This window comes from Methylobacterium sp. Leaf112, from assembly GCF_001423295.1.
Taxonomy (GTDB): Bacteria; Pseudomonadota; Alphaproteobacteria; order Rhizobiales; family Beijerinckiaceae; genus Methylobacterium.
Genome location: NZ_LMNG01000031.1, coordinates 76,933 through 99,523, shown reverse-complemented (window position 1 = coordinate 99,523; position 22,591 = coordinate 76,933). Strand labels below are relative to the sequence as shown.

Sequence of the window (22,591 nt, the reverse complement as noted above, 5' to 3'; positions counted from 1 at the left end):
GTCTCCCTTCGTGGGGGAGCCCTCATCGATCAGCGAACAAGGAGCCCGCATGGGCACGGCACGGCACAACCTGCGCGTGGACGGCGCGCGCCTCTGGTCCACCCTCATGGAGACGGCGGCGTTCGGCGGAACCCCGGCGGGCGGCATCAACCGCCTCACCCTGTCGCTGGAGGACGGGCAGGTCCGCGACTGGTTCCGCAACGCCTGCGAGGCCGCCGGGCTGACCGTCGGCACCGACGAACTCGGCACCCAGTTCGCCCTCAGGCCGGGCCGGGACATGAGCCGGCGGCCCATCGCCACGGGCTCGCACCTCGACACCCAGCCGACGGGCGGGCGCTTCGACGGCATCCTCGGCACCCTGGCGGGGCTGGAGATGGTCCGCACCCTCAACGATGCGGGTATCGAGACGGAGGCGCCGATTCTGCTCGTCAACTGGACCAACGAGGAGGGCTCCCGCTACGCCCCCGCCACCATGGCGTCGGCCGCCCATGTGGGCACCTTCACGGTGGCCGACATCCTCGCCCGGGCGGATGCGGATGGGACCACCGTGGCGGAGGCCCTGGCCCGCCTCGGCATCGTCGCCACGGAACCTACGGGGTCACGGGCCATCGGCGCTTTCGTCGAGCTTCACATCGAACAGGGGCCGATCCTGGAGGCGGAGCAGAAGACCATCGGGGTGGTGGAGGGCGGCCAGGGCATCATCTGGTTCGACGGCACGGTGACGGGATTCGAGAGCCATGCGGGCACCACGCCGATGCCACGCCGACGCGACGCGCTTACCGGCCTCGCCGAAGTGGCCTTGGCCGTCGAGCGCATCGCCCACGCGCACGGCCCGAGCGCTGTCGCGACCATGGGCGAAGCGGTGATCGGCGCGCCGTCCCGCAACGTGATCCCCGGCCGGGTCCGCTTCACCCTCGATGTGCGTGATCCCCATGCCGCGACCCTCGACGCCATCGACACGGATCTGCGCGCGGCGCTCGCCGAGATCGCCGCACGCCGCAACCTCGCCATCACCCTCGACGCCGTGTGGCGCCAGGAGCCGGTGCCGTTCGATCCCCGCCTCGTCGCCCTCGTGGAGCGGGGCGCCGAGAGCCTCGGCCTGCCCCACCGCCGCATGGTCTCGGGCGCCTCGCACGACGCCTGCAACCTCGCTCTCCGGGTGCCCACCGCGATGATCTTCGTGCCGTGCAAGGATGGCATCAGTCACAACGAGTCCGAGTCGGCGACGCAGGCCGACTGTACCGCCGGGGCCGACCTCCTGCTCCAGACGGTTCTGACCCTCGCGAGTTCACCGGCGGCGCCTTGACGCCTTGGAGGACCGACGAACCGGCGGCGCGCTTTCCCTCCGCCGCCCCCTGCCGCGTGCCGAAGCTCCAAGGTGCAGATTGACAAGCGCCAGCTTCTAACCCCGGCAGTTCGTGCCGTCGCTCCCCCGGGCCGATCCGGCGTAATTGCGTTAGGGGGCGATCGCGCTGACAGCGATTACTAGCGCGGATCACTGGGGTCGGTAGCGATCCGACTACGGTCGTGGCATCGTAGCCGCGACAGCATTGCCTGCCTTCCTCGGGCTAGATCCGGAAATGCAATCGGTCCGTGTGTGGTGTCACACGGAAACGCGCATACGCTCGTGAACCGGCCTGCGCCGTACCCGTTGGAAGGGAGCAGCTCCACCTCGCCAAGGACCACGCCCGTGACACCGAAACTCCTCGTCGGCGCCCTCATCCTCTCCTTCGGAACCGTCAGCGCCGCCGTGGCACAATCTCCGGCCGAAACTGGTACTGGCGGGGATGTCACGACGACATCGCGCGCCGCCAACACCACCTCGGTCGGCCAGACCAAGCCTCCCAGCGCCGCAGCGGGTGGAGAAGTCGACCGGAATGCCGATCGGCTCACGAATCAGCAGAAGAAAGACAACGAGATCACCAAGGGCATCTGCATCGGCTGCAATTGACCGCACGCAGGAGTTTACGGGCTTCAGAAAGGCTAACCAGTATCCGGAAGTCCAGCCACTGGCGAAGTAAGCCTGTGGAGGAGGCATCGATGAAGCCGGGCCACGTGGCCGGCGGGGTTTCCATCGAATCGGTTTCGCCTCATTGGATTGGAGCGTCGCCTCTGCGGGTGCTCATCTCTGCCCTGCACCCGCATCGTCGGTTTAACGAAAGCTGTGCGGCTTCGATGGTGCGGATCGCATTCCATGCGACGGAGCGGCGCCGGTGGCCTCGCGACTCGGACCTCTCCGATCGACTGAATTCGCCCGCGATAGAATCTTTCCGCGTGACTGGCTGAACGCCCGCGTCCAATCGCCGAACGTCATTTGTACGGTTCGGATCACTCACACACGCAGCGCGGCAAGTAGCGTCAAGATTTCGCGTAGGAAGTTCAGCAAGCGCGTAAAACGTGGACAATTTCCATTGCAAGGCTGCGGGACCGAGCCTTTCAATAAGAAATAATTACTATGAAATTCCTCCTACTTTCTAACTTGAATTAATTTTCTAAATTGTATCTAAGTAAGGATACCGAATCTGGCTCAAACGGTCAAACCCAGTACCCGACAGGCAAATGAAACAGTCCTTTCGATACAGGCCCCGCCATGCCCCCGCATCTCGATCAAACCGGTTTACAGAATAGACTTCTGGCCAATCTGCGGCCGGATCTATTCGAGGCGCTCGCTCCACATCTCACGTCCGTATCGCTGGACCAGCATCATGTCGTCGAAACGTCCCTCGAGACGATCTCGCATGTGTGTTTTCCTGGCCCGGGTATCATTTCTATTGTCGCTCGAACGCCAGGCGATATCGGAATGGAAACGGGTTTGGTTGGCCCGGAGGGTATGACGGGCCTTCCGCTTCTTTACGGAGTCGAGCAGGCGCCGTACGATGCTTTCGTGCAGATCCCATGTCGGGTTCTACGTATCCCGGCCTCAGACTTTCAGGAGGCTTTGGCCGCGAACCGCATCCTGCATCTGCATCTGCTGCGCTACGCCTATGCCTTTTCGATCCAAGTGGCGCAGACGGCTCTGTGCAACGGGCGCTTTCCCATCGAACAGCGCCTGGCCCGTTGGTTGCTCATGAGCCACGACCGCCTCGGTCGCGAGGACATCACACTGACGCACGAGTTCCTGTCCCTGATCCTCGGCGTGCGCCGCGCCGGCGTGACGATGGCTCTGCACGGCCTCGTAGCCCGGGGAGCCGTCGCGATCCATCGCGGCATGATCGTGATCCGCGATCGCGCCCTACTGCTCGGCACGGCAGCGGGTGCGTACGGGCTACCCGAATCCGTGTACGCCGACGTCATGCCGGGCGTGTCGGAGGCGCGCGCCGCTTGAGGGTTCGCGCCGGAGCCTCGACACAACACGACTTGTGCAACAATTCGAACCCGTGGGTTCCGCTTTCGGCGAAGAACTCGACAGCCGCTTCCCACGCGGCGAACACGGGAAAGGCCGATCCCAACATCAGGCCGGCGACCACACCGAGGGCACGGGCCAAGTCTCGGGAGGTCGGAGCGGCGAGCCCGACCAGTCGTGGCCGCTCATGCGTCCACCTTTTTCGCCGTCACCGGTTGGGAATGGTGGTGTCGTGGTCAACACTCGGCGCTCCGGGGCAAGGGATGCGCCGGTTCGCAGGTGTGTTCCATCCCCCGAATTCGTGTGGCCGCCTCGGGCGAGGTTGTGACGGCGTGAATGCAAACCTGTTGGCGGACGTTTCGAGGTCGGGCGTCCGAGGTCGGCGCGTCACGATCGGATTGGTCGCGCTGGCCCGATGAAGTCCGCCAAGCTTAGAATGCCTGACAGAACGGCATCGCTGTGGCCCCGTCGGCGGCTCCTACCGGTTTGGCAATCCCCGCTGCTGCCGCTCGCGGCGGATGCTATCGGCCTGGGCCATGATCTGCTCTCGAAGGCCTTCGAGACCGTTTCGCGTCTTTTCGTGCCCAGCGCCAGCCAGCGACGGATCGGGGTAGCGCCGATCCCATTCCAGAACCATCGAGATCGTACTTGCCAGCTTCGTGACGTCGCCGAAGGCGTACTCGTTCACCGGCCGCCCAATCGTCTCGATAAGCGCGGCGAAAAGAGCCGGGTGCCCCGTCGGATCAAGATCGCGATGCGCTGCCAGATAGCTACGATAGCGCAACTGTCCAGCATAGAACCAGAATGCCGCCTCGTCTCCGCGACCCACCTCGAGAAGGGCCTGCGCCTTCGCCATCACGTCGCCCGGAGGAAGCCTTGCCGCGGCCTCGGCGCCGTCGGGCAGGCTGATCCCCTGTGCCGTCGCCGGGAAGGCCGGCAAGCAGGTCCATAGCGCAACGATCGACAACGCGCCGGCCCGGAGCCACGATCTGCGATCCACCATGCTACACCTCTTTCTTTCTACCGACGGTCCGGCATCACGGCTCGCCTTCGGTAGGTCCCTTCAGCTCCGGCTTAGAGCAGACGGTTCTGTTCGGCGCTCTTGAAGGGACGACGCGCTCGAAGAATTCCTACGCCCGCCAATCCGGGAGCGCTTCGGGCGTCCCTTCGAGCCAGCCCGGGATCGGCAGGCCGCGCTCTCTCAGGAAGCCTGGGTTGAACAGCTTCGAGGCGTACCGGGCGGCACCGTCGCACAGGATCGTCACGATGGTGTGGCCCGGACCGAGTTCCCGCGCCAGCCGGATCGCTCCCGCGACGTTGATCCCCGATGAGCCCCCGAGACTGAGGCCCTCCTCGCGCATGAGGCCGAAGACGTGGTCGAGGGCCTCGCGGTCGGGGATGCGGAATGAATGGTCCGGCCGAAAACCTTCGAGGTTGCGGGTCACCCGGCCCTGGCCGATGCCCTCTGTGATGGAGGAGCCCTCGGCCTTCAGGGTGCCGTCGGTGTAGTAGGCGTGCAGCGCCGAGCCCTCCGGGTCCGCGAGCGCGATGCGGATGCTGGGCTTCAGGGCGCGCAGGGCCTGCGCCGTGCCGGCCAGGGTCCCGCCGGTGCCGGCCGCGCAGACGAATCCGTCGACGGCGCCGTCCGTGGCGGCGAAGATTTCCGGGCCGGTGGTCTCTACATGGGCCTGCCGGTTGGCGACGTTGTCGAACTGGTCGGCGAAGAACGCGCCTGCCGGCTCGGTGGCACTGAGCGCCTCGGCGAGGCGGCGCGCGGCGTGGACGTAGTTGTTCGGGTTCGAGAACGGCACCGCCGGCACCTCGACGAGACGGGCGCCCGCGAGCCGCAAGGTTTCCTTCTTCTCGGCCGATTGCGTCTCGGGAATCACGATCACCGTGCGGTAGCCGCGCACGGATGCGACGAGGGCGAGCCCGATGCCGGTGTTGCCGGCGGTGCCCTCCACGATGGTGCCGCCGGGGCGGACGAGCCCGCGCGCCTCCGCGTCCCGCACGATGGAGAGGGCGGCGCGGTCCTTCACCGACAGGCCTGGATTCAGGAACTCGGCCTTGCCGAGGATCGTGCACCCGGTCTCCTCGGAAGCGCGCGCCAGCCGGATCAGCGGCGTGCCGCCGATGGCCGAGAGGATGTCTTGATGCCGCGTCATGGGGCGTGCCGTTCCGTAGGAGATCCGTCGCGCGTCGACTCGCCGCCATCCGCCCTCGCCCACGACAGCCGGCCGGCGCGACGCGCGCATGGGAAGGAATCGAGGATTCCCGCCCCGATCTCAAGCGCCGGGGCGGTCTTTCCCGGGCGGCATTTCATCTTTGGAGGAATGACCGTCCCGGCGCCGCGGCGGGAGGCGGCCGTTCTCCGATCCCGGCCGCCCGGGGAAGATACGTTCCGTGCCCACGATCCGCGCCGGGCGTGCGAGCGGCCCGTTTCCTGCTCCCCGCCTCGCCGTCTCGCTTTGTGAGGGTCCGCGAAACGGCGTAGGACGCGCGCATCGGCCCCCGTCACCCACCCGGATTCCCACGCCGATGATCAGTGCCTTCGACCTTTTCAAGATCGGCATCGGCCCGTCGAGCTCGCACACGGTCGGCCCCATGGTGGCGGCCCTGCGGTTCCGCGAGCGCGTCCGGGGCATGACGAACGTCGCGCGCATCCGGGCCGAACTGTTCGGGTCCCTGGCCTGGACCGGGCGCGGCCATGGCACCGACGTGGCCGTGGCCCTCGGCCTCCTCGGGCATGCGCCGGACCGGATCGATCCCGACGCCGTTGCGGGTCTCGTGGCGGATCTGGCCCGGGACAAGCGCCTGTGGCTCGGCGGCCCGGCCTTCGATCCCGCCCACGACCTCGTGTTCAATTTCACCGAAGTGCTTCCGCTCCACACCAACGGGATGCGGTTCACGGCCCTCGATGCGGCGGACGATTCCCGCCTCGCCCAGGTGTTCTATTCCGTGGGCGGCGGCTTCGTGGTGTCCGAAGCCGGGCCCGAGCCGGGACCGGAGGCGGCCTTTCCCCTGCCCTACGCCAGTGCGGCGGAACTCCTGGCGGTCTGTTCCCGCACCGGCCTGTCCATCGCCGCCGTGCAGCGGGCCAACGAGGGCGCGACCCGCTCGCCCGAAGCCGTGGATCAGGGCCTGGATGCCATCGCGGAGGCCATGTTCGCCTGCATCGAGCGCGGCCTGCGCCAGGGCGGTGAACTGCCCGGCGGCCTCAAGGTCCGGCGCCGGGCGCGACGCCTGCACGAGGACCTGACGGCCGGGCGCCTGCGCAACCTGCGCCCGGCCCATGAGATCGTCGACTGGATCAGCCTGTTCGCCCTCGCGGTGAACGAGGAGAACGCCTCGGGCGGTCGCGTGGTCACGGCACCCACCAACGGGGCGGCCGGCATCGTGCCGGCCGTCCTTCGCTACGCCCGCGATTTCTGCCCCGACTGGTCGGAGGCACGGGGGCGCGACTATCTGCTGACGGCCGCGGCTGTCGGCGGGCTGATCAAGACCCGTGCGTCGATCTCCGGCGCGGAGGTCGGGTGCCAAGGCGAGGTCGGCTCCGCCGCCGCCATGGCGGCCGCCGGGTTCGCGGCTTTCCTCGGCGGGTCGCCGGAGCAGGTCGAAAACGCCGCCGAGATCGCCATGGAACACCATCTCGGCATGACCTGCGATCCCATCGGCGGTCTGGTCCAGATCCCCTGCATCGAGCGCAACGCCTTCGGGGCCAACAAGGCCGTGGTGGCCGCCTCCCTGGCCCTACGGGGCGACGGTATCCACCGCGTCTCCCTCGACGAGGTCATCGAGACCATGCGCCAGACCGGTGCCGACATGCAGGACAAGTACAAGGAGACGTCCCTGGGGGGCCTCGCGGTGAACGTCGCGGCCTGTTGAGGTCGGGCCACCCGCCGGTTGCGGAAGGATACAGTGCTTTGTCGGTTGCGATCGGCACGCTTCGGCTTGCGGATGCGACGATCCGTGTCATGCCTCTGTCCGGGGCGCGACGCGGATGGCGCCGGACCGGGGATGGACGACCGTGAGCTTCGGACTTCTGGCATTACTCGACGACGTTGCGGCCCTGGCCCGGGTGGCGGCGGCCTCCCTCGACGACGTGGTCGCCCAGGCCGGCAAGGCCGGCACCAAGGCGCTCGGCATCGTCATCGACGATGCCGCCGTGACGCCGCGCTACGTCGTGGGCTTCGCCGCCGCGCGCGAGTTGCCCATCGTCTGGCGCATCGCCGTGGGGTCACTCAAGAACAAGCTCCTGTTCCTGCTGCCGGGCGCCCTGCTGCTCAGCTACCTCGTGCCGTGGGTGATCACGCCCCTGCTCATGCTGGGTGGACTCTACCTCTGCTACGAGGGCGCCGAGAAGATCCTCCATGCCTTCGTGCCGGCCTCCGATCATGCCCCCGCGGCGGCGGTCGCCACCGGCCCGCAGGATGCTCAGGCGCAGGAAGACCAGCGCGTGCGCGGCGCGATCCAGACCGACTTCATCCTCTCGGCCGAGGTGATGGCCCTCACGCTGGCCTCCCTCACCACGGAATCGACGGTGACTCAGGCGGCGATCCTCGCCGTGGTGGGCATCGGCGTGACCCTCCTCGTCTACGGCGCCGTCGCCCTCATCGTGAAGGCGGACGATGCGGGCGTGGCGCTGGCCGCCAACGACCGCCCGGCCTCGACGCTGCTGGGCCTGCGCGACGCGGGACCGGGGGCCGCCTCCGGCCCGGACCGCGCCCTGCGACCGGTGACACGCGGGTTCGGGCGCGCCCTCGTGGTCGGGATGCCGTACTTCCTCAGCGGCCTTGCCATCCTCGGTACCGCCGCGATGCTGTGGGTCGGCGGCGGCATCCTGCTACACGGCCTGGAGCATTTCGGCGTCACCGCCCCCGCCCACCTCGTCCACGATGCGGCGAAGTGGATGGCCACAGCGGTTCCGAGCGTTGCCGCCGCCGCAGAATGGCTCACCACCGCAACCCTGTCGGGCCTGATCGGTCTCGTTGCCGGGGGCCTGACGATTCCCGTGGCGCAGTTCGTCCTGGCACCCCTCGTCCGGTGGGTCCGCGCTCTGTTCGGGTCGGGCAAGACGGAGCCGGCGTCGGCTGGGCATTGAGGCGAGGCTCCAACCGGCCTCAGTCGGGCGTAGGGCGTTCGATGAACGCGATGGCCCGCTCGAAGCGGGCGCGCGTCGTGGCCTCGACCCGGGAGAGGCCGTGGGCGCGCGCCATGAGGCGGACTCGGTCGGTGTCCGGGGTCCCGACGGGCACGGCTTCGGCGAGGCCGACGAGCTCGGGCATCGGCGTCTCGGAATGGCCGCGCACGGCCGGATCGGCCGGACGATGGGGCCGGCTCACGCTTGGCGCCTCGCCCGGTGGCCACAGCAGGGCGCGGCCCTCGTCGTCCGTGCGGGCGATGGCTCGGTCGATGCCATCGAGGATCGCGTCGCGGACGGGCGGGCTGACGCGGGCGATCCCATGGGCGCGACTGACGCGGCGCACGAGGACATCCTCGTAGATCGGTGCTTCGACGGCGAGGACGTGCGCGATCGCCGCTGCCAGGACTGGCCGGTAGGCGAGTTCGTGGAATCGGGCCGGTTCGATGGGCACGCCGATAGCGGCCGGATCGGCGAGGCGATAGCTCACTTGGGTCGATGGCGCCGGGTCGGGCGAAGTCGCGCGGTCGGCATAGAGCCGCGCCGGTGGAGCATCGTCGGATTCGGGCAGCGAGGCATCGGCGGAGCCACCGGTCGACGCCTCGGCCGGCGAAGGACTCGAGGGTTCGGAAACCGTGGGAACGGGCGGTTCGGCGGCCGCCGCAACCTCGGCGGCCTGCCGGCGGTCGGCACTGAGATCGTCCGTCAGGCGTGCGTGGAGCTTTTCGAGGGCGCCGCCCGCATCCATCCACCAATCCGTGCTCCAGACCCGGCGGATGCGCCAGCCGAGGTCGACGAGCACCTGCTCGCGCAGACGGTCCCGGTCCCGCGCCGTTGCCGAGCGGTGATAGGTGGCGCCGTCGCACTCGATGCCGGCGAGATAGCGGCCCGGCGCGTCGGGGTGGACGACGCCGAGGTCGATCCGGAAGCCCGAGACTCCGATCTGGGTGTGGACGGTCCAGCCCCTGGCCGCCAGCGCCGCCATCACGGCGGCCTCGAAGGGCGATTCCACGTCGCCGCCGGTCGGGGCGAACGCCTCGGCGAGCGCCCTTGGGCCCCGCTCGGCGAATTCGAGGAAATGCTTGAAGTCGCGCACCCCGCGCGCACCGCTGCGGCCGAGATCGATCTGCTCGGGACGAAGGGATGCGAAGACCACGAGTTCGCGGCGCGCCCGGGTGATCGCGACGTTGAGGCGCCGGTGCCCGCCCTCCCGGTTGAGGGAGGAAACGGTACTGCCGACCCGGCCGGTCGCATCGGGTCCCACGGCCAAGGAGAACAGGATCGCGTCGCGCTCGTCGCCCTGCACATTCTCGAGGTTCTTCACGAAGACCGGCTCGTGCCAGTGGTCACGGTCGAAGTACGGTTCGAGGTCGGGGTGCGCCCGGCGCTGCTCGTCCAGCAGGTTCTCGATGAGGCGCTGCTGCTCGCCGTTGAAGGTGACGATGCCGAGCGACCGGCGCTCGACGGCGAAGGCTGGCTCGCGCAGGCGCCGGACGATCTCGGCGACGACGGCCCGCGCCTCGGGCCGGTTCACACGAGCTCCGCCGCGCTCGTAGAGTCCATCCGGCACCAGGGTGAGGCGAACCGCACGATCGTCGGTGACGGGCGTTGGGAAGGTGACGAGCCGCCCGCTGTAATAGCGGGCGTTGGAGAACGCGATGAGGCTCTCGTGACGGCTGCGGTAGTGCCAGTCGAGGTTACGCCGCGGGATGTTGGCGGCGAGGCACTCGTCGAGGATCGATTCCTGGTCGGCGACGTCGGACCCGTCCTCGATGGTGTCGACGCCCCGGTCGCCGACGTTGGTCGGCGGCAATTGCTCGGGATCGCCGACGATCACCGCCTGCCGGCCGCGCGCGATGGCCCCGATGGCGTCCCAGGGTGCGATCTGCGAGGCCTCGTCGAAGATCACCACGTCGAACGGCGTCGAATCCGGCGGCCAGTACTGGGCGATGGAGAGCGGGCTCATCATCACGCAGGGAGTCAGCCGGGTCAGCGCCCTGGGCATCTTCGCGAACAGCTTGCGCAGGGGCATGTGCTGCGCCTTCTTCGTCAGCTCGCGCGAGAGGGTGCCCCATTCGGGATCCGCGCCGAAGGCAGTGGGGGCCGGGACGCCGTCGGCGAGCCGGGCGCGGACCACGCGCTTGGCGAGATCGGCCACCCGGATGTCGGCGGCGCGGAAGCGTGCGATGGCATCCTCGTGGCGCTCGGGTAGGAAACGGGCGAGGACGGGATCATCGGAGACCACCCGGTCGATCCACCAGCGCGCGTAGGCGGCCTCGAACGCCGGCTCGGCCGCGTCGGGCGTGAGCCGGCCGGTTTCCAGTCCATCGACGAGCGGGGCGAGGCCGGCGGCACGGGCGGTCGCGGAGGCGGCCTGCCACGCGCACCACGCCTGCGCTCGGCCGAGCCCACCGGCCCAATTCGAGATCCGCCTCAGGGTGGCGTCGATCCAGTTCGGCCCCGGCTCGATGGGCTCCTGGGGGTCGTTGCGGCCGGCGAGGCGTGCCAGTGCGGCTCCGGTCCGCGTGACGGCAGCCCGGTCGCGGCCGAACGCCCGGTAAGCCCGGGCGATGCCGCCCCCCTCGGCAAGCCCCCGCCCCTCGCCCCGAACGAACCGCACAAGGTGGTCGCGCAGGGCATCGCGCCCGGCGGTCTGCGGTCCGAGAGTCTGCGGACCGAGAACCGCCACGAGCTTCTCGATCTTCTCCGCCCAATCGAGGGGCGCCTGAAACGCGTCCGCGTTGGTCTCGGGCCGGTTCCAGGGAGGCTCGAGGCCGGCAAGCTGAGCGTCCTCTGGGCACCCGGCCCGGAAATGGCGGGCGACGGCGATGAGGCCGGCGAGGTCGGCGCCGAGATCGGTCGGCATCGGACCATCCACGTACGGCTTCACCCGCGCCTCGACGCGCCTGAGCCGGCCGCCGCGCATGAGGAAGTTGGCGCCCTCTGCCGCTACCCAATCGTCGAGGAGCGCCGGCAGGTCTGCGTCGAGGAGGCCCGTGCGGTAGTGGGCCGTGAGCCGCGCCAGCCCCGCGTCCCGTGCGGCTTGGAACCGTGCGCGCGCGGCGACGGCCCGGCGCAGGTCGCCCGTGGCATCGGCCAGGAAGGCGACGCCGCACGCCGCCTCCGGGCGAACGAGATAAGCGCCGAGGACGACGAGACCCCGCGTTCCGGCTACCGTAGACAGCAGCTCCGACAGGCCGAGGTCTCGCGCGAAGGTTTGGCCACTGGCCCGTAGGGCGATCAGGGCGTCCGAATGCGCTATGATCGCCGCCGCGGTGGCATCCCGCCAGGCCGGCGACCAGTCCTTCGCCGCGAGGCCCAGCAGGGGATGGCCGACGGGCGAACCGAGGGCGGCCAGGACGGGCCGCAGGTCGCGGCAGGCGGTCCGAAGCTGCGCGAGGGTGGTGGCATCGTGAGCACGGTGCTCGGGCCACGCCAGGGTGACGGGCGGGGCGGTGGTTCCCATGGAGACGACCCGGCCGAAGGCCTCGTAGGCGCTCATTCCGTTCTCGCGCCGACGATGCAGCGCAGTGACGAGGCGATTGAGTTCGGTACGCAGGATGCCGAGTTCGCCCGTGGCGGCGCCCCACTCGGCCCGGGACGGCGCCGCGCGCTCGTGCCAGGCCTTTCGCAACTGCGCGAGCACGCTGGATTTTTGCGCCTTGGTCGAATGAACTTCGAGGCAGTGATCGCCGAGCCCGATCTCCTGCAGGCGGCGGCGCACCACCTCCAGGGCGGCGGTCTTCTGCGAGACGAACAACACCGTGCGCCCCTGTGCCAGACAATGGGCGATCATGTTGCCGATGGTCTGGCTTTTGCCGGTGCCGGGCGGGCCGAACAGCACGAAATCCTTGCCCTGGCCCGCCGCGATCACGGCGGACAGCTGCGAGGAATCCGCTGAGAGCGGCGCGAACACCGTATCGGGCGGGTGCTCGGCGTCGAGGCGACCCGGCTCTGGGAACGGTGTACCGTCGCCATAGGCGTGCTTCGGTGTCTCGAGGAGGTGGCGCACGACCGGGTTGCGTTTGAGGAGGTCGGCTCGGTCGACGAGATCCTTCCACATCAGGAATTTGGTGAACGAGAAGGTCGACAGGACGACGTCCGGCACGACCTCCCAGCCCTTGAGGTCACGGACGTGGCCGCGCACGGTTCGGATGATCGCGGCGACATCGATGCCGGCGCCGTCGCGCGGCAGGTCGTCCTCAAGTTCGGGCAGCGACAGACGGAAATCCTGGCGCAGCAATTCGATCAGCGTTGGATTGATGCGAATCTCGTCGTCATGCAGTGTAAGGCGTAACCCTGCCCGCGCGCTCGACCGCTGGAGGGCGACGGGGATGAGAAGCAGGGGCGCGCGGTGAGCCGCCTCGCCGGGTTTGCGCGTCCAGGACAGGAAGCCCGCGGCGAGGAACAGAACATTGGCCCCGCCTTCCTCGAAGCCGTTGCGGGCAAGGCGATAGAGATCGAGGAGACGCCGATCGAGTTCGTCCGCCGTTAACGTCGTGTGGACATCGTCGCCGGCGAGGGCCGTGGCAACCTCCTGGCGCTGGGCGTCGTCCGACCGAAACCTCGGCGCCGCATTCGTGCTTTGACCCTCGGGGGGCCCGGGCGCGGGCATGAACCGAAGGGCGTGCCCGGCGGCGAGGCGATCTTCCAGTGTGTCCGCATCCGGGCATGCGAGGGTGACGGAAGCCTTGCCGGGTCTGAAGTTCAGGAGCTTGTTGCGCAGGGTGAGGTCGAGGAGCCGGCGCTTCCAGAGTTCGAGGCGGTCGACGGGCCCGGCGGGCGTAGGTTCGACCCGGCGGATCTCCTCGTCCCGGAACGGCGGCGGATCGGACAGCCCCCTGTCCAGGGACGCGAATTCGACGGGCGGCGGATCGATCGGCCGGGCGCCGCCGAGATCGAGGGGACGGATGCCGTGTCGGCGGCAGCGCCTGATGTCGAGAGCGACATCGAGGTCGGCGGGCGCGCCCTCCTCCGCCTGGCCAGCGCCATGCTTCACGGCCGCCTCGAACCGAGCCGGCGGCGTTCGGGTCAGCAGGGTGAGCTCCACGAGGATCATGTCCTCGAGATCCCGCCGTTTGCGCAAGGTCTGCATGTCGTCGAGGACGGCGCCCGGCAGCGCCGTATCCGTCAGCCACAGGCCCACCAGGGCGTGCCCCGTCGTCAGGACGACGAGGGGGCCGAGGCCGGCTTGTTCCAGGCACGCCGCGTAGAGGAGCGACAGGTCGAGACAGGTGCCGACCCGGCGCTCCAGAATGTCGGATGGCCCCCGAACCTTCTGCCCGGTCTGCTCGAAACTCGCCGGCGGCAGCACGTAGGCGAGGCGCCGGTCGGCCAGCGCCGCCCAGATCGACTCCGCCATTTCCCAGACCCGCGCCTTCGTGCCATCCGCGTAACCGTTCAGCGCAGGGTCGCGGCCGGCCGCCCGGAGCTTCGTCGCGGCGTCCCGTAAGATTCCGTCGACGGCCGGGTCGTTGGGACGGACGAAGGCGGCGAGGAGCTCCGGGGCGCTGGCCGCGCCGCCCCAATGGGTCGGCGGCAGTAAACGCAGGGTCCGCACGGTCTCGGCCACGGCGCCGCCGGCCTCCGTCAGGCTCACGACAAGATCGAAGTGGCTCGCCTCGGTGAAGCCGGCGAGGGCGGCCGCGTCGAGACGCATGTCGGATGTCGAAACAGTGTGGCTGGCGCCAGCCGCGACCCGGTCGATTCTCAGGATCAGGGGTCGCACAACCGGCGGACGACTCTCGATCCGCAGCGCGATCTCGCTCAGATCCGCCGCAAGGCCGTTGCGGACGACGATCTCCCGCAGCACGGGGATCGCGTTCGCATGAGCGGCAAGGCTGACGTGCTCTGCGCCCTCGCATCCGATCTCGATGAACCCGTCAGACACCGTCCGCTCCCTCCTCGGAAACGTCTTTTGGGGCTCATCCTGAGGTTGTGCAAGCGGTACCTTACACCGTTCTCGGTGAAGGGGCGGTTTAGAAGATCACGCGGCTTCGCTGCGTTTCAAAAGCGGATTGGGCACGATGCGGGGCGGATGCCGACGGTTTTCACCGGATCTTCACATATGTAAGTCCAGAATCTCGCATGCGGACGGTGAAGCAATATCTGTATGACGAACGTGGCGCGACGGCAGTCGAGTTCGCCATCGTATCGCTTATCGCAATTCTGGTGATCGTCTTCATCCTGAGTGCGGCCCTTGTGCTTTATCTCAACCAAGTCCTCGACTACGCGACGGCTCAGGCGAGCCGGCAGATCATAACCGGTTCTGCGCAGGCCCAATCGATGGGCAGTTCGGCATTCCGGACCAGCTTGTGCAGCTATCTCCCGAAGCCGATTCCTTGCGAGAACATCGTCATCAATTTGTATGTGGTTCCGAAGGCCGGCGGCCCAGCGGGCTATTATACCTTCGTGAAGCCGGACAAGAGCGGTTTGCTGATCCCCGATTTGTCCAGCGGTTCTGGTAATTACACCCTCGGTGTTCGGGGCGACTTTCAGTATCTTCAGGTTATCTATCCGATCACGCTCCCCACCGTCGCGGTCATCTCCTGGCTGAGCGGGGGGACGGTCTACAGGGGCGCGCCGGCCTATCTCGCCGTCTCATCGGCGGCGTTCCGCAACGAGCAATTCTGATGAGCCGCGGGCCACTCCACGCCACGCGGCGCTTCCTGGGTGACCGGCGCGCTGTCTCGGCCATCGAATTCGCACTCATCCTGCCGGTTTTCCTGGCCATCATGGCCGGCGGCATCCAGCTGATCACCTATGTGAACGCATCACGAAAGATCGACCTGATCGCGAGTTCGATCAGCCAGATGATCGCTCAGACCGCCCCACCCCAAGGGTCGACGATCGCCACCGTGAACAGCCTCGACCTGCACTTCAGCTTCGACGCGGCACTGGTCCTGTTTCCCTATCTCATGACGGATGCACCTCAGCAAAATCTGGAATGGTGGCAGGATATCTCGATCAACTTCGCCAGCATCGTCTTCACGCCGAAAATCCTGACGTGCTTGGCGAATTCCGATCCGACCGTCTGCTATCAGGCCAATGTCGCCTGGACGAGCATGGGGACCGCCGGCGGGAATTATCGCCCCTGCGCGATTCCGCAGAGTCCCGCCGCCGATGCCGCAGCGCCCTCGAGGACCTCTCTTCCGCGATCCGTCTTCGGACCCGATTCCATCATCGCCGTCGACGTCGTGTTTCTATTCCGCCCGACGTTCGGCGCCACGTTCATCGCGCCTGTGCGCATTGCACGCTCCATTTATCTGCAGCCGCGCTACGCCACGCAGATCAAGTACGACATCACGAATGACGATGGGATCGCTGTGAAATGTCCTGGCTTCCTGTGAACAGGCTTCGCGGTCACGGAGCGGCCCTCGTTGCTTCGCGTCGAGGCAGTATCCCGGTTCTGTTCGGCCTCAGCCTGATCCCCATCATCGGCATGATCGGTCTTGGAGTCGATTACGGGATCGCAACCAGCAACAAGACCAAGCTCGACATGGCCGCCGACGCCGCCGCCATCGCGGCGGTCGTCACGGCCAAGGCCTACATTTCCAGCAATGCCGGCCAGACCAATGTCTCGGCCAACGCACTCGCAGCCGGCACCACCAAAGCGGTCAACGCATTCAACGCCAACATGGGCAATATCACCTTCGGTCAAGTCACACTTGCAACACCTCAGGTAAGCCGCAATGCGCAAACCCTGACCGCAGTGGTGAGCTATTCGGCCACCGTCAAGAATACCATCGGGCCGATTTTTGGGACGCCTACGACGCTGATTTCAAACACGGTGACGGCCTCGGCGGATATCGCGAGCTATCTCGATTTCTACCTGCTCCTTGATGTGTCCGGCTCGATGGGGTTGCCGACCTCGGACGAGGGAATGGAAAAGCTAGCACTCAAAAACAACGACCTGAAGGAAGACAACTACAGGCAGGGCTGCCAATTCGCCTGCCACTTTCCTGGCCGTGTCGGATGGGATCTTGCCGCGGGCAAGATTCAGCTGCGCTCTGACGCGGTCAACGATGCCGTTTGTTCACTCATCAGGAGAGCCGCCCTACCCCTCGTTCCCAACCAGTACCGGGTCGGCCTGTATCCGTTCATCAATCAAATGGCGACGTTGGCAGGGGTTACGAGCGACCTTGCGACCCTCAGCACAACCGCTCAATGCAGTAAACCCTGGCCTCTCGCTCTGACGAACCTTCTCGACACTGGCAGCACGCAACTGTTCATTAACGGAGATCCGAGCACGGGGACTGGGAGCGGGGGAACGCATTTCGAAACGGTGTTGCCCCAAATGAAATCCACGATCGCGACATTCGGCGACGGCACGGCAGCGACCTCTCGCAAACCGTTTGTGTTCCTGATCACGGATGGAATGCAGAATGATCAGAACCACTCCCTGCTGCTTGGAATCAAGCGTTATTACCCTGGCGATCCGTCAAAATTTCTCCTGTATCCCAATGCACGTTGGGATGGATCGAAGCCGAAGCAGATCGACCCATCGAAGTGCACCGACTTGAAGAATGCCGGCGCGACCGTGTCGGTGCTCTATATTCCGTACAATATCATCAAGTTCCAGGACTTCGGAGGAGATGTCGCCAGAGAAAACAATCTAGTGAACGGATTCAGCCCTGGTCTCGCGACACCATTGCGGAGCTGCGCGTCTCCCGGATTCTTCTACACGGCGAACACCCCCGCTGACATCACGGCGTCGCTCAACGCCATGTTCGATCAAGCTCTCCAGGTCGCCCGCCTGACCCGTTGATTATTGAGCGACCGCCGTTCGATCTCGAAGACGGCCTCAGTATGACGCCGACGGGCCTCCCCCGGATAGTGTGTCCCGAGGCTAACCTTTTCGCGTGATTTGCCCACGAGGCCACGCAGCCGGGCCGGTACAGCGTTCCGAACGTAGTAGACATCGCTGCTGTGATTCTTCCAGGGACGAGCCATTGGTGGAGGCATATGTACCAGCCGGGGCGTACGAAGCCGTTGCGTGTCAGCAACCTACCGTAATTACTGACCTTTTATCGAAACCGGCGGAAAGGGTGGGTAATCCACCACATTTTTCGAAAACAGGCCGTACGCCCTCTCGCGAACGTTCCACACGCCATTACTGGCTACGTTCATATGTAAAATACCAATCAGGGCGCCGTCTTCAAGGCGGGGTGGTGCCTCAGTTCGTGTGTTGTCATGAGCGTCCATTCGGGCTGGAGGCTGTGTGAGAACGCATCGGAGGTCGGGAAGGACCTGACCACCCGTTCCGCAGAGAAGCCGGGCTTTCCCCCGGATGGTCGCGATGAGCGGACCGGCACCGAGGATCGCGATCACTCGCTTCATGTTGTAGGCGAGAACCTGCAGGCTCATCTCACCGCCACGTTCTTCAGCCCCCGGGTCAGGAAGCGGGTCGCCCCCATCCAGGCTTTGAGGGTGCCGAAGACGCGCTCGACCGTCTGGCGCCGGTCACGCATCGCGTTCGGGTTCTCGTCGAGCCGGCGCTGGAAGGCTTCCAGCACGTGCTCATGGTCCCAACGTGTGACGCGCCGCTGCTCGGCGGGTGTACAAAGGTTTTCGATCGGGCAAGCAGGACAGGCCGACATCCAGTAGCGCCGCAGGGTCATCCCGTTCTCAATCCCCTCGAAGTGGCAGGTCAGCGTCTGGTCTGCCGGACAGCGGTATGTGTCGTCGCTCGCCCGGTAGACGAAGTCCTGCTTGCTGAAGCGGCCCTCGGCCTTCGCACGCATGTCATCGGCTTTGGCAGCGTGACCGCGATCCCCGCTCGGTCGCAGGCCAGGATCTCCTCGCCGGAGAAGTACCGGCGATCCGCCAGGACCTGGACGGTTTCCTGGTCGATGGCGCTCTGCGCCTGGCCTGCCATGTTGGCGAGTTGGATGCGGTCGTGGCCGACGTTCGTCACCTCATGGGCGACGACGAGGTGATGCCTCGTGTCCACCGCGGCCTGAACGTTGTAGCCGACGAGCCCGGTGCCCTTGCCGTTCGCCGCCATGGCCCGCGCATCGGGGTCGGTCAGCGGGATCTGTCGGTCCGGCGCGACCTCCACGAGCGTCTCCATCGCCTGCAGCGTGCGCAACCGATCCCGGAGTGCGGGAAGCCGCTCCTTCAGGCCTGGGGTTCGAATCTGCGCCACATCGGCCTCCTGACGGTGGGTGGTATCGAGGGCCGCAAGGTTGCGCACGATGCGCGTCTCGACCTGCTCGAAGGGCCTTCAGACCGCGGCCGGGGTGAAATTTCGGTCGCGCGTGTTCACGGCCTTGAACCGACTGCCGTCAACGGCCACGGCGCCTCCGGCCAGAAGGCCGACCTGCCGGCAGAACATCACGAAGTGCCGACAGGTGGCGCGAAGCGCGTCCCCGTTCTCGCGCCGGAAGTCCGCGATCGCATCGAAGTCGGGTGCAAGGCGGCCGATCAGCCACATCAGCTCGACATTGCGGCCGGCCTCCCTCTCCAAGCGCCGGCTCGACGGGATCTGGTCCAGGTACCGTACAGGTCGAGCTTCGACAGCGTCGCGGGATGATAGCCCGGTCGGCCGGTCGCGGCGGGCCTCACGCCGGCAAAGCCGAGGGCTGCGAGATCCAATTCGTCGACAAACGCATCGATGACGCGGGTCGGGTTATCGTGCGTGACGTAATCGTCCAGGCAATCAGGAAGTCGGTCAACTTTGTGACGATCTGCAGCTTCGAAAAAGCGTGTTATCCCAAGTCTCCGTTGGAGAATAAGTCTAAGACGAAGCGCATCAGATCAAATTTATATAGCTAGAAATCGCTGATCATCGTTCGATGTTTGAGCGTAAGAGGTCGAACGAGCAACGACGCAGGTTTCATTGAGCTTCCTTGCGATCTTGCAACGACCAGGATGGAGGTGGTCAAAAAAGCCTGTCCGCCGCTCTCCGAAACGGCCGGACAGCCGCAGCGTGGCGTCCGCTTTTCACACAGCCTCGTTCGGTCAACGAACCCGCTTTCGCGGGATGGGTGGCAGCTTCTAGAGCGGTGTCCGATCGGCTTGGATCGACTGGGGTTTCGAGGGCGGCGCAGATGTAATTCGATGCGCGGCTTTCCAAGGAGGAGAGCTGGATGCCCTCAGGCCTGTCAGCCGATCTGCGTGAACGCGTCGTGGTGGCGATCGAGGCAGGCGCCTCACGCCGGGAAGCCGCCAGACGGTTCAAGGTCAGCCTTGCCAGCGCCGTGCGCCGGTACGAGGCCTTCGTGCGGGAAGGACGCACATGGGCCAAGCCGATGGGCAGCGATCAGCATTCACACCTCAGCGAGGCCCAGGCCGACCTGATCCGTCAGACCGACGAGGCCAGGCCCGAACTGTTCCTGCACGAGTTGCGCGCGCAACTCGCCGAATACGGCTTGAAGGTCGGGGTCAGCCGCCTGTCCCGCTTCTTCAAGCGCCACGGCATCACGCGTAAAAAACACTAGGCACGCCGCCGAGCAGGATCGGGAGGATGTAAAGGCGGCGCGCCTGGCCTGGTTCGAGCGCCAGCCCGACCTCGATCCGGGCAGGCTCGTGTTCCTGGACGAGACCGCGACCAACACGAAGATGGCGCGTCGCTACGGATGGGCGCCGCGTAGCGAACGCTGCCGGGTGGTCGTGCCGTTCGGGCACTGGAAGACCATCACGGTCACGGCGGGACTGCGGGCCAGCGGCCTGACGGCGACCGCGCTCTTCCACGGCCCCATGACTGGGATCCGCTTCCGCCGCTATGTCGAGGAGACCCTGGTGCCGACCCTGAAGCAGGGTGACGCGGTCGTGCTCGACAACCTGCCCGCTCACAAGGTCAGCGGCATCCGCGAGCGCATCGAGGCGGCCGGCGCCCGCCTGCTCTACCTGCCGGCCTACTCGCCCGACTTCAATCCGATCGAACTTGCCTCTGCCAAGCTCAAGGTCCGTCTGCGAGCCCAGGGCGCCCGCACGCTTGTGGACGACTACGACACGCTCAAACAGGCCTTCGGGCGCTTCACACCGAATGAGTGCCGCAACCACCTCGTGGCCGCAGGCTACGAAACCTTCGATCCCATCTGATCGGATGCCGCTCAAGGCGGAAGCGAAAGGGCGATTCGCATCGGCATTCCTGTACGATCATGCCGGCATGCTCGGGCCAGAGTAGCTTGGGCGGTTGCACCCCCTACACGCGGGGTGGCCTTCGACCGGCCTTCCTGGGGTTCGGATCGACCCGCGCAGATGGTGCGTATCCCGACCAGTGACCGGACGTCCGCGCTCGGTATTGGTGGCGATCGCGAGTTAGGAATCTGAATCGAACACAACCGAAAGATGTAAATTCAGTCTGCTCCTGCCCCGATCGGCCGCAGGGGCGGCGTACACTGACACAGCAGTCGGGATCGCTTAACGAATTTGAGCTTAAGTCTCTCTCGAATAATATTACTATGTCGGAGAGATCAAGTTGATCGCCAATCTATCTATTCGAACCCGCCTGATCAGCTCTCTCCTGCTGCTGCTCGCCCTCAATCTCGGGTTGGGTGCCTTCTGTTACGGGCGCTTGTCTGCCTTGACGGCAGCGACGGCTACGCTCGGCGGCAATGCCCTCCCGTCGACACGGATCATCGGACGCCTGGCCACGAACTTCGAGACCCTCCGGAGCCGGCAACTCGCCTATCTCGTCTCCCGCGAGGAACGCCGTCCGCAATCCCTTCCCCGCCTGCGGGCCAGCATGGCCGACATCGAGGCCGATCTGAAGGATTACGTCGCCTATGTGAGCAACGGCGAGGAGGCGCTTTGGGAGGCGATCAAGAAGACCGTCCCGGCGTACTCGGCCATGGGCGAAGAGTTCCTGCAGCGCATGCAGGCCGGCGACATGAAGGCCGCCACCGATTATCTTCTCGATGGGATGCTGCCGGCGCTCAACGCCGCCCGCACGGCCCTCAAGGCCGATCTCGACTTCAACGACATCCATGGCAAGGAGAGCGTCCAGATCGCGAGTGCGCTCGGCGACAGTGCTCGGCTGGGGATCGCCGCGGTGCTCGCGGTCGTCGTCCTGACCACGCTGGCGATCGGCTGGATGTCCGTGTTCACGATTTCGGCGCCCGTCCAGCGCATGGCCGGAGTGATGAAGCGCGTGGCAGACAACGACACCGCGATCGCCGTGCCCAACGCGGGCGAGCGCAGCGAGATCGGTGCGATGGCCGCCGCCGTCCAGGTGTTCAAGGACAACCTCATCCGCACCCGTCGGCTCGAAGAGGAGACCGCACTCGCGCGGGCCTCCGCCGAGGAACAGCGCAAGCGCACGATGCGCGAACTGGCGGATGGGTTCGAGGCGGCCGTCGGCGGCGTCATCGGCATGGTCTCGTCGTCCGCGACCGAGTTGCAGGCGACGGCGGGTGCGATGAGCGGCACGGCGGCGGAGACCGCCCTGCAATCCTCCGCCGTGGCAGCCGCGGCCGAGGAGGCCGCCACGAACGTCAACACCGTCGCGGCGGCGGCCGAGGAACTCGGCTCGTCGGTGCAGGAGATCGGCCGGCAGGTCGACGGCTCGGCGGACCTCGCGCGCCACGCCGTCGCCGAAGCCGATCAGGCCGGTGCGCTGGTGCGGGAGCTCAGCGCCGCCGTCGCCCGGATCGGCGATGTCGTCGGGCTGATCTCGAACATCGCCGGACAGACGAACCTTCTCGCCCTCAATGCCACCATCGAGGCAGCCCGTGCGGGTACGGCCGGCAAGGGCTTCGCCGTCGTCGCTGCCGAAGTGAAGGCCCTGGCCGAACAGACCGCCAAGGCGACGAACGAGATCTCGGGCCAGATCCTGCGGATCCAGGCCTCGACGGGCCAGGCGGTCGACTCGATCGGCGGCATCACCGGACGCATCCGCGAGATCAGCACCGTCGCCACTTCCATCGCCGCGGCGGTGGAGCAGCAGGGGGCGGCAACGCAGGAGATCGTCCGCAACGTCGCTCAGGCGGCAGCGGGCACGGGCGAAGTCACCGGCAACATCGCGGGCGTGGCCGGGGCCGCCGAGGAGACCGGCGCCGCAGCGAGTCAGGTGCTCGGGGCAGCCTCCGAGCTGTCGCGCCAATCCGAACACCTGAGTGCCGAGGTCGCCCACTTCCTCGCGACCGTGCGGGCGGCCTGACCGG

Annotated in this window: 14 protein-coding genes and 1 pseudogene; 10 read left to right on the top strand and 5 right to left on the bottom strand. The window is 66.8% G+C overall.

The window, feature by feature from the left end; genetic code table 11:
• Positions 1-49: 49 nt before the first annotated feature.
• The 3 genes from ASF52_RS16330 to ASF52_RS22175 all read left to right on the top strand — a co-directional run bounded on the left by ASF52_RS16330 (position 50) and on the right by ASF52_RS22175 (position 3,325).
• Positions 50-1,306 carry a Zn-dependent hydrolase gene (locus ASF52_RS16330; RefSeq protein WP_056174302.1) on the top strand — a complete coding sequence of 419 codons (1,257 nt, stop codon included), beginning with the start codon at positions 50-52 and terminating at the stop codon, positions 1,304-1,306.
• Positions 1,307-1,690: 384 nt separating this feature from the next.
• Positions 1,691-1,951 (top strand): hypothetical protein, encoded by a 261-nt coding sequence (locus tag ASF52_RS16325; RefSeq protein ID WP_056174301.1) that lies wholly within the window; start codon positions 1,691-1,693, stop codon positions 1,949-1,951.
• 639 nt (positions 1,952-2,590) lie between these two features.
• Positions 2,591-3,325, top strand: a complete 735-nt coding sequence (locus ASF52_RS22175; protein WP_082479408.1) for a Crp/Fnr family transcriptional regulator — start codon at positions 2,591-2,593, stop codon at positions 3,323-3,325.
• A gap of 496 nt (positions 3,326-3,821) precedes the next feature.
• Here the strand turns inward: ASF52_RS22175 and ASF52_RS16315 are convergent, their stop codons facing one another.
• Both ASF52_RS16315 and ASF52_RS16310 read right to left on the bottom strand, forming a co-directional pair.
• Positions 3,822-4,346: a hypothetical protein gene (locus ASF52_RS16315; protein ID WP_056174297.1), complete on the bottom strand. Its 525-nt coding sequence runs from the start codon at positions 4,344-4,346 to the stop codon at positions 3,822-3,824.
• A 127-nt stretch (positions 4,347-4,473) separates the two neighbouring features.
• Positions 4,474-5,508 (bottom strand): cysteine synthase A, encoded by a 1,035-nt coding sequence (locus ASF52_RS16310; RefSeq protein ID WP_056174296.1) that lies wholly within the window; start codon positions 5,506-5,508, stop codon positions 4,474-4,476.
• A gap of 373 nt (positions 5,509-5,881) precedes the next feature.
• On the opposite strand from ASF52_RS16310, the gene ASF52_RS16305 reads away from it, so the two are divergent.
• Both ASF52_RS16305 and ASF52_RS16300 read left to right on the top strand, forming a co-directional pair.
• Positions 5,882-7,228, top strand: coding sequence for an L-serine ammonia-lyase (locus tag ASF52_RS16305; RefSeq protein ID WP_056174294.1), 1,347 nt, complete (start codon positions 5,882-5,884; stop codon positions 7,226-7,228).
• Between the two features lie 142 nt (positions 7,229-7,370).
• Positions 7,371-8,444, top strand: a complete 1,074-nt coding sequence (locus tag ASF52_RS16300; protein WP_056174951.1) for a DUF808 domain-containing protein — start codon at positions 7,371-7,373, stop codon at positions 8,442-8,444.
• 19 nt (positions 8,445-8,463) lie between these two features.
• On the opposite strand, the gene ASF52_RS16295 is transcribed toward ASF52_RS16300, so the two are convergent.
• A complete protein-coding gene (locus ASF52_RS16295) occupies positions 8,464-14,373 on the bottom strand; it encodes a DUF3320 domain-containing protein (RefSeq protein WP_056174291.1) in 5,910 nt (1,969 codons plus the stop codon).
• Positions 14,374-14,570: 197 nt separating this feature from the next.
• On the opposite strand from ASF52_RS16295, the gene ASF52_RS16290 reads away from it, so the two are divergent.
• Genes ASF52_RS16290 through ASF52_RS16280 form a run of 3 tightly spaced genes read left to right on the top strand, consistent with a single transcriptional unit; the run spans position 14,571 to position 17,250 of the window.
• Positions 14,571-15,116 carry a TadE/TadG family type IV pilus assembly protein gene (locus tag ASF52_RS16290; protein ID WP_056174289.1) on the top strand — a complete coding sequence of 182 codons (546 nt, stop codon included), beginning with the start codon at positions 14,571-14,573 and terminating at the stop codon, positions 15,114-15,116.
• Positions 15,116-15,832: a TadE/TadG family type IV pilus assembly protein gene (locus ASF52_RS16285; RefSeq protein ID WP_056174287.1), complete on the top strand. Its 717-nt coding sequence runs from the start codon at positions 15,116-15,118 to the stop codon at positions 15,830-15,832. Before ASF52_RS16290 ends, ASF52_RS16285 begins: the two co-directional genes overlap by 1 nt.
• Positions 15,814-17,250 carry a TadE/TadG family type IV pilus assembly protein gene (locus tag ASF52_RS16280; RefSeq protein ID WP_056174285.1) on the top strand — a complete coding sequence of 479 codons (1,437 nt, stop codon included), beginning with the start codon at positions 15,814-15,816 and terminating at the stop codon, positions 17,248-17,250. Before ASF52_RS16285 ends, ASF52_RS16280 begins: the two co-directional genes overlap by 19 nt.
• Here ASF52_RS16280 and ASF52_RS23760 read toward each other — a convergent pair.
• Complete coding sequence (locus ASF52_RS23760) at positions 17,217-17,435, bottom strand: DUF6538 domain-containing protein (protein ID WP_443136689.1); 219 nt, start codon at positions 17,433-17,435, stop codon at positions 17,217-17,219. The genes ASF52_RS16280 and ASF52_RS23760 overlap by 34 nt on opposite strands.
• A gap of 333 nt (positions 17,436-17,768) precedes the next feature.
• Positions 17,769-19,196: pseudogene (locus ASF52_RS16275) on the bottom strand (IS1182 family transposase); the annotation flags it as partial.
• Positions 19,197-19,573: 377 nt separating this feature from the next.
• Here ASF52_RS16275 and ASF52_RS22170 point away from each other — a divergent pair.
• Both ASF52_RS22170 and ASF52_RS16260 read left to right on the top strand, forming a co-directional pair.
• Positions 19,574-20,528 (top strand): IS630 family transposase gene (locus ASF52_RS22170; protein ID WP_156630183.1). Its coding sequence is split into 2 segments (ribosomal slippage): positions 19,574-19,914 and positions 19,913-20,528, totalling 957 coding nucleotides; the frame shifts between segments, so codons are not numbered across the junction.
• Between the two features lie 379 nt (positions 20,529-20,907).
• The gene (locus tag ASF52_RS16260; protein ID WP_056174280.1) at positions 20,908-22,587 is read left to right on the top strand and encodes a methyl-accepting chemotaxis protein; all 1,680 of its coding nucleotides are present in this window, start codon (positions 20,908-20,910) and stop codon (positions 22,585-22,587) included.
• The last annotated feature ends 4 nt before the right edge of the window (positions 22,588-22,591 follow it).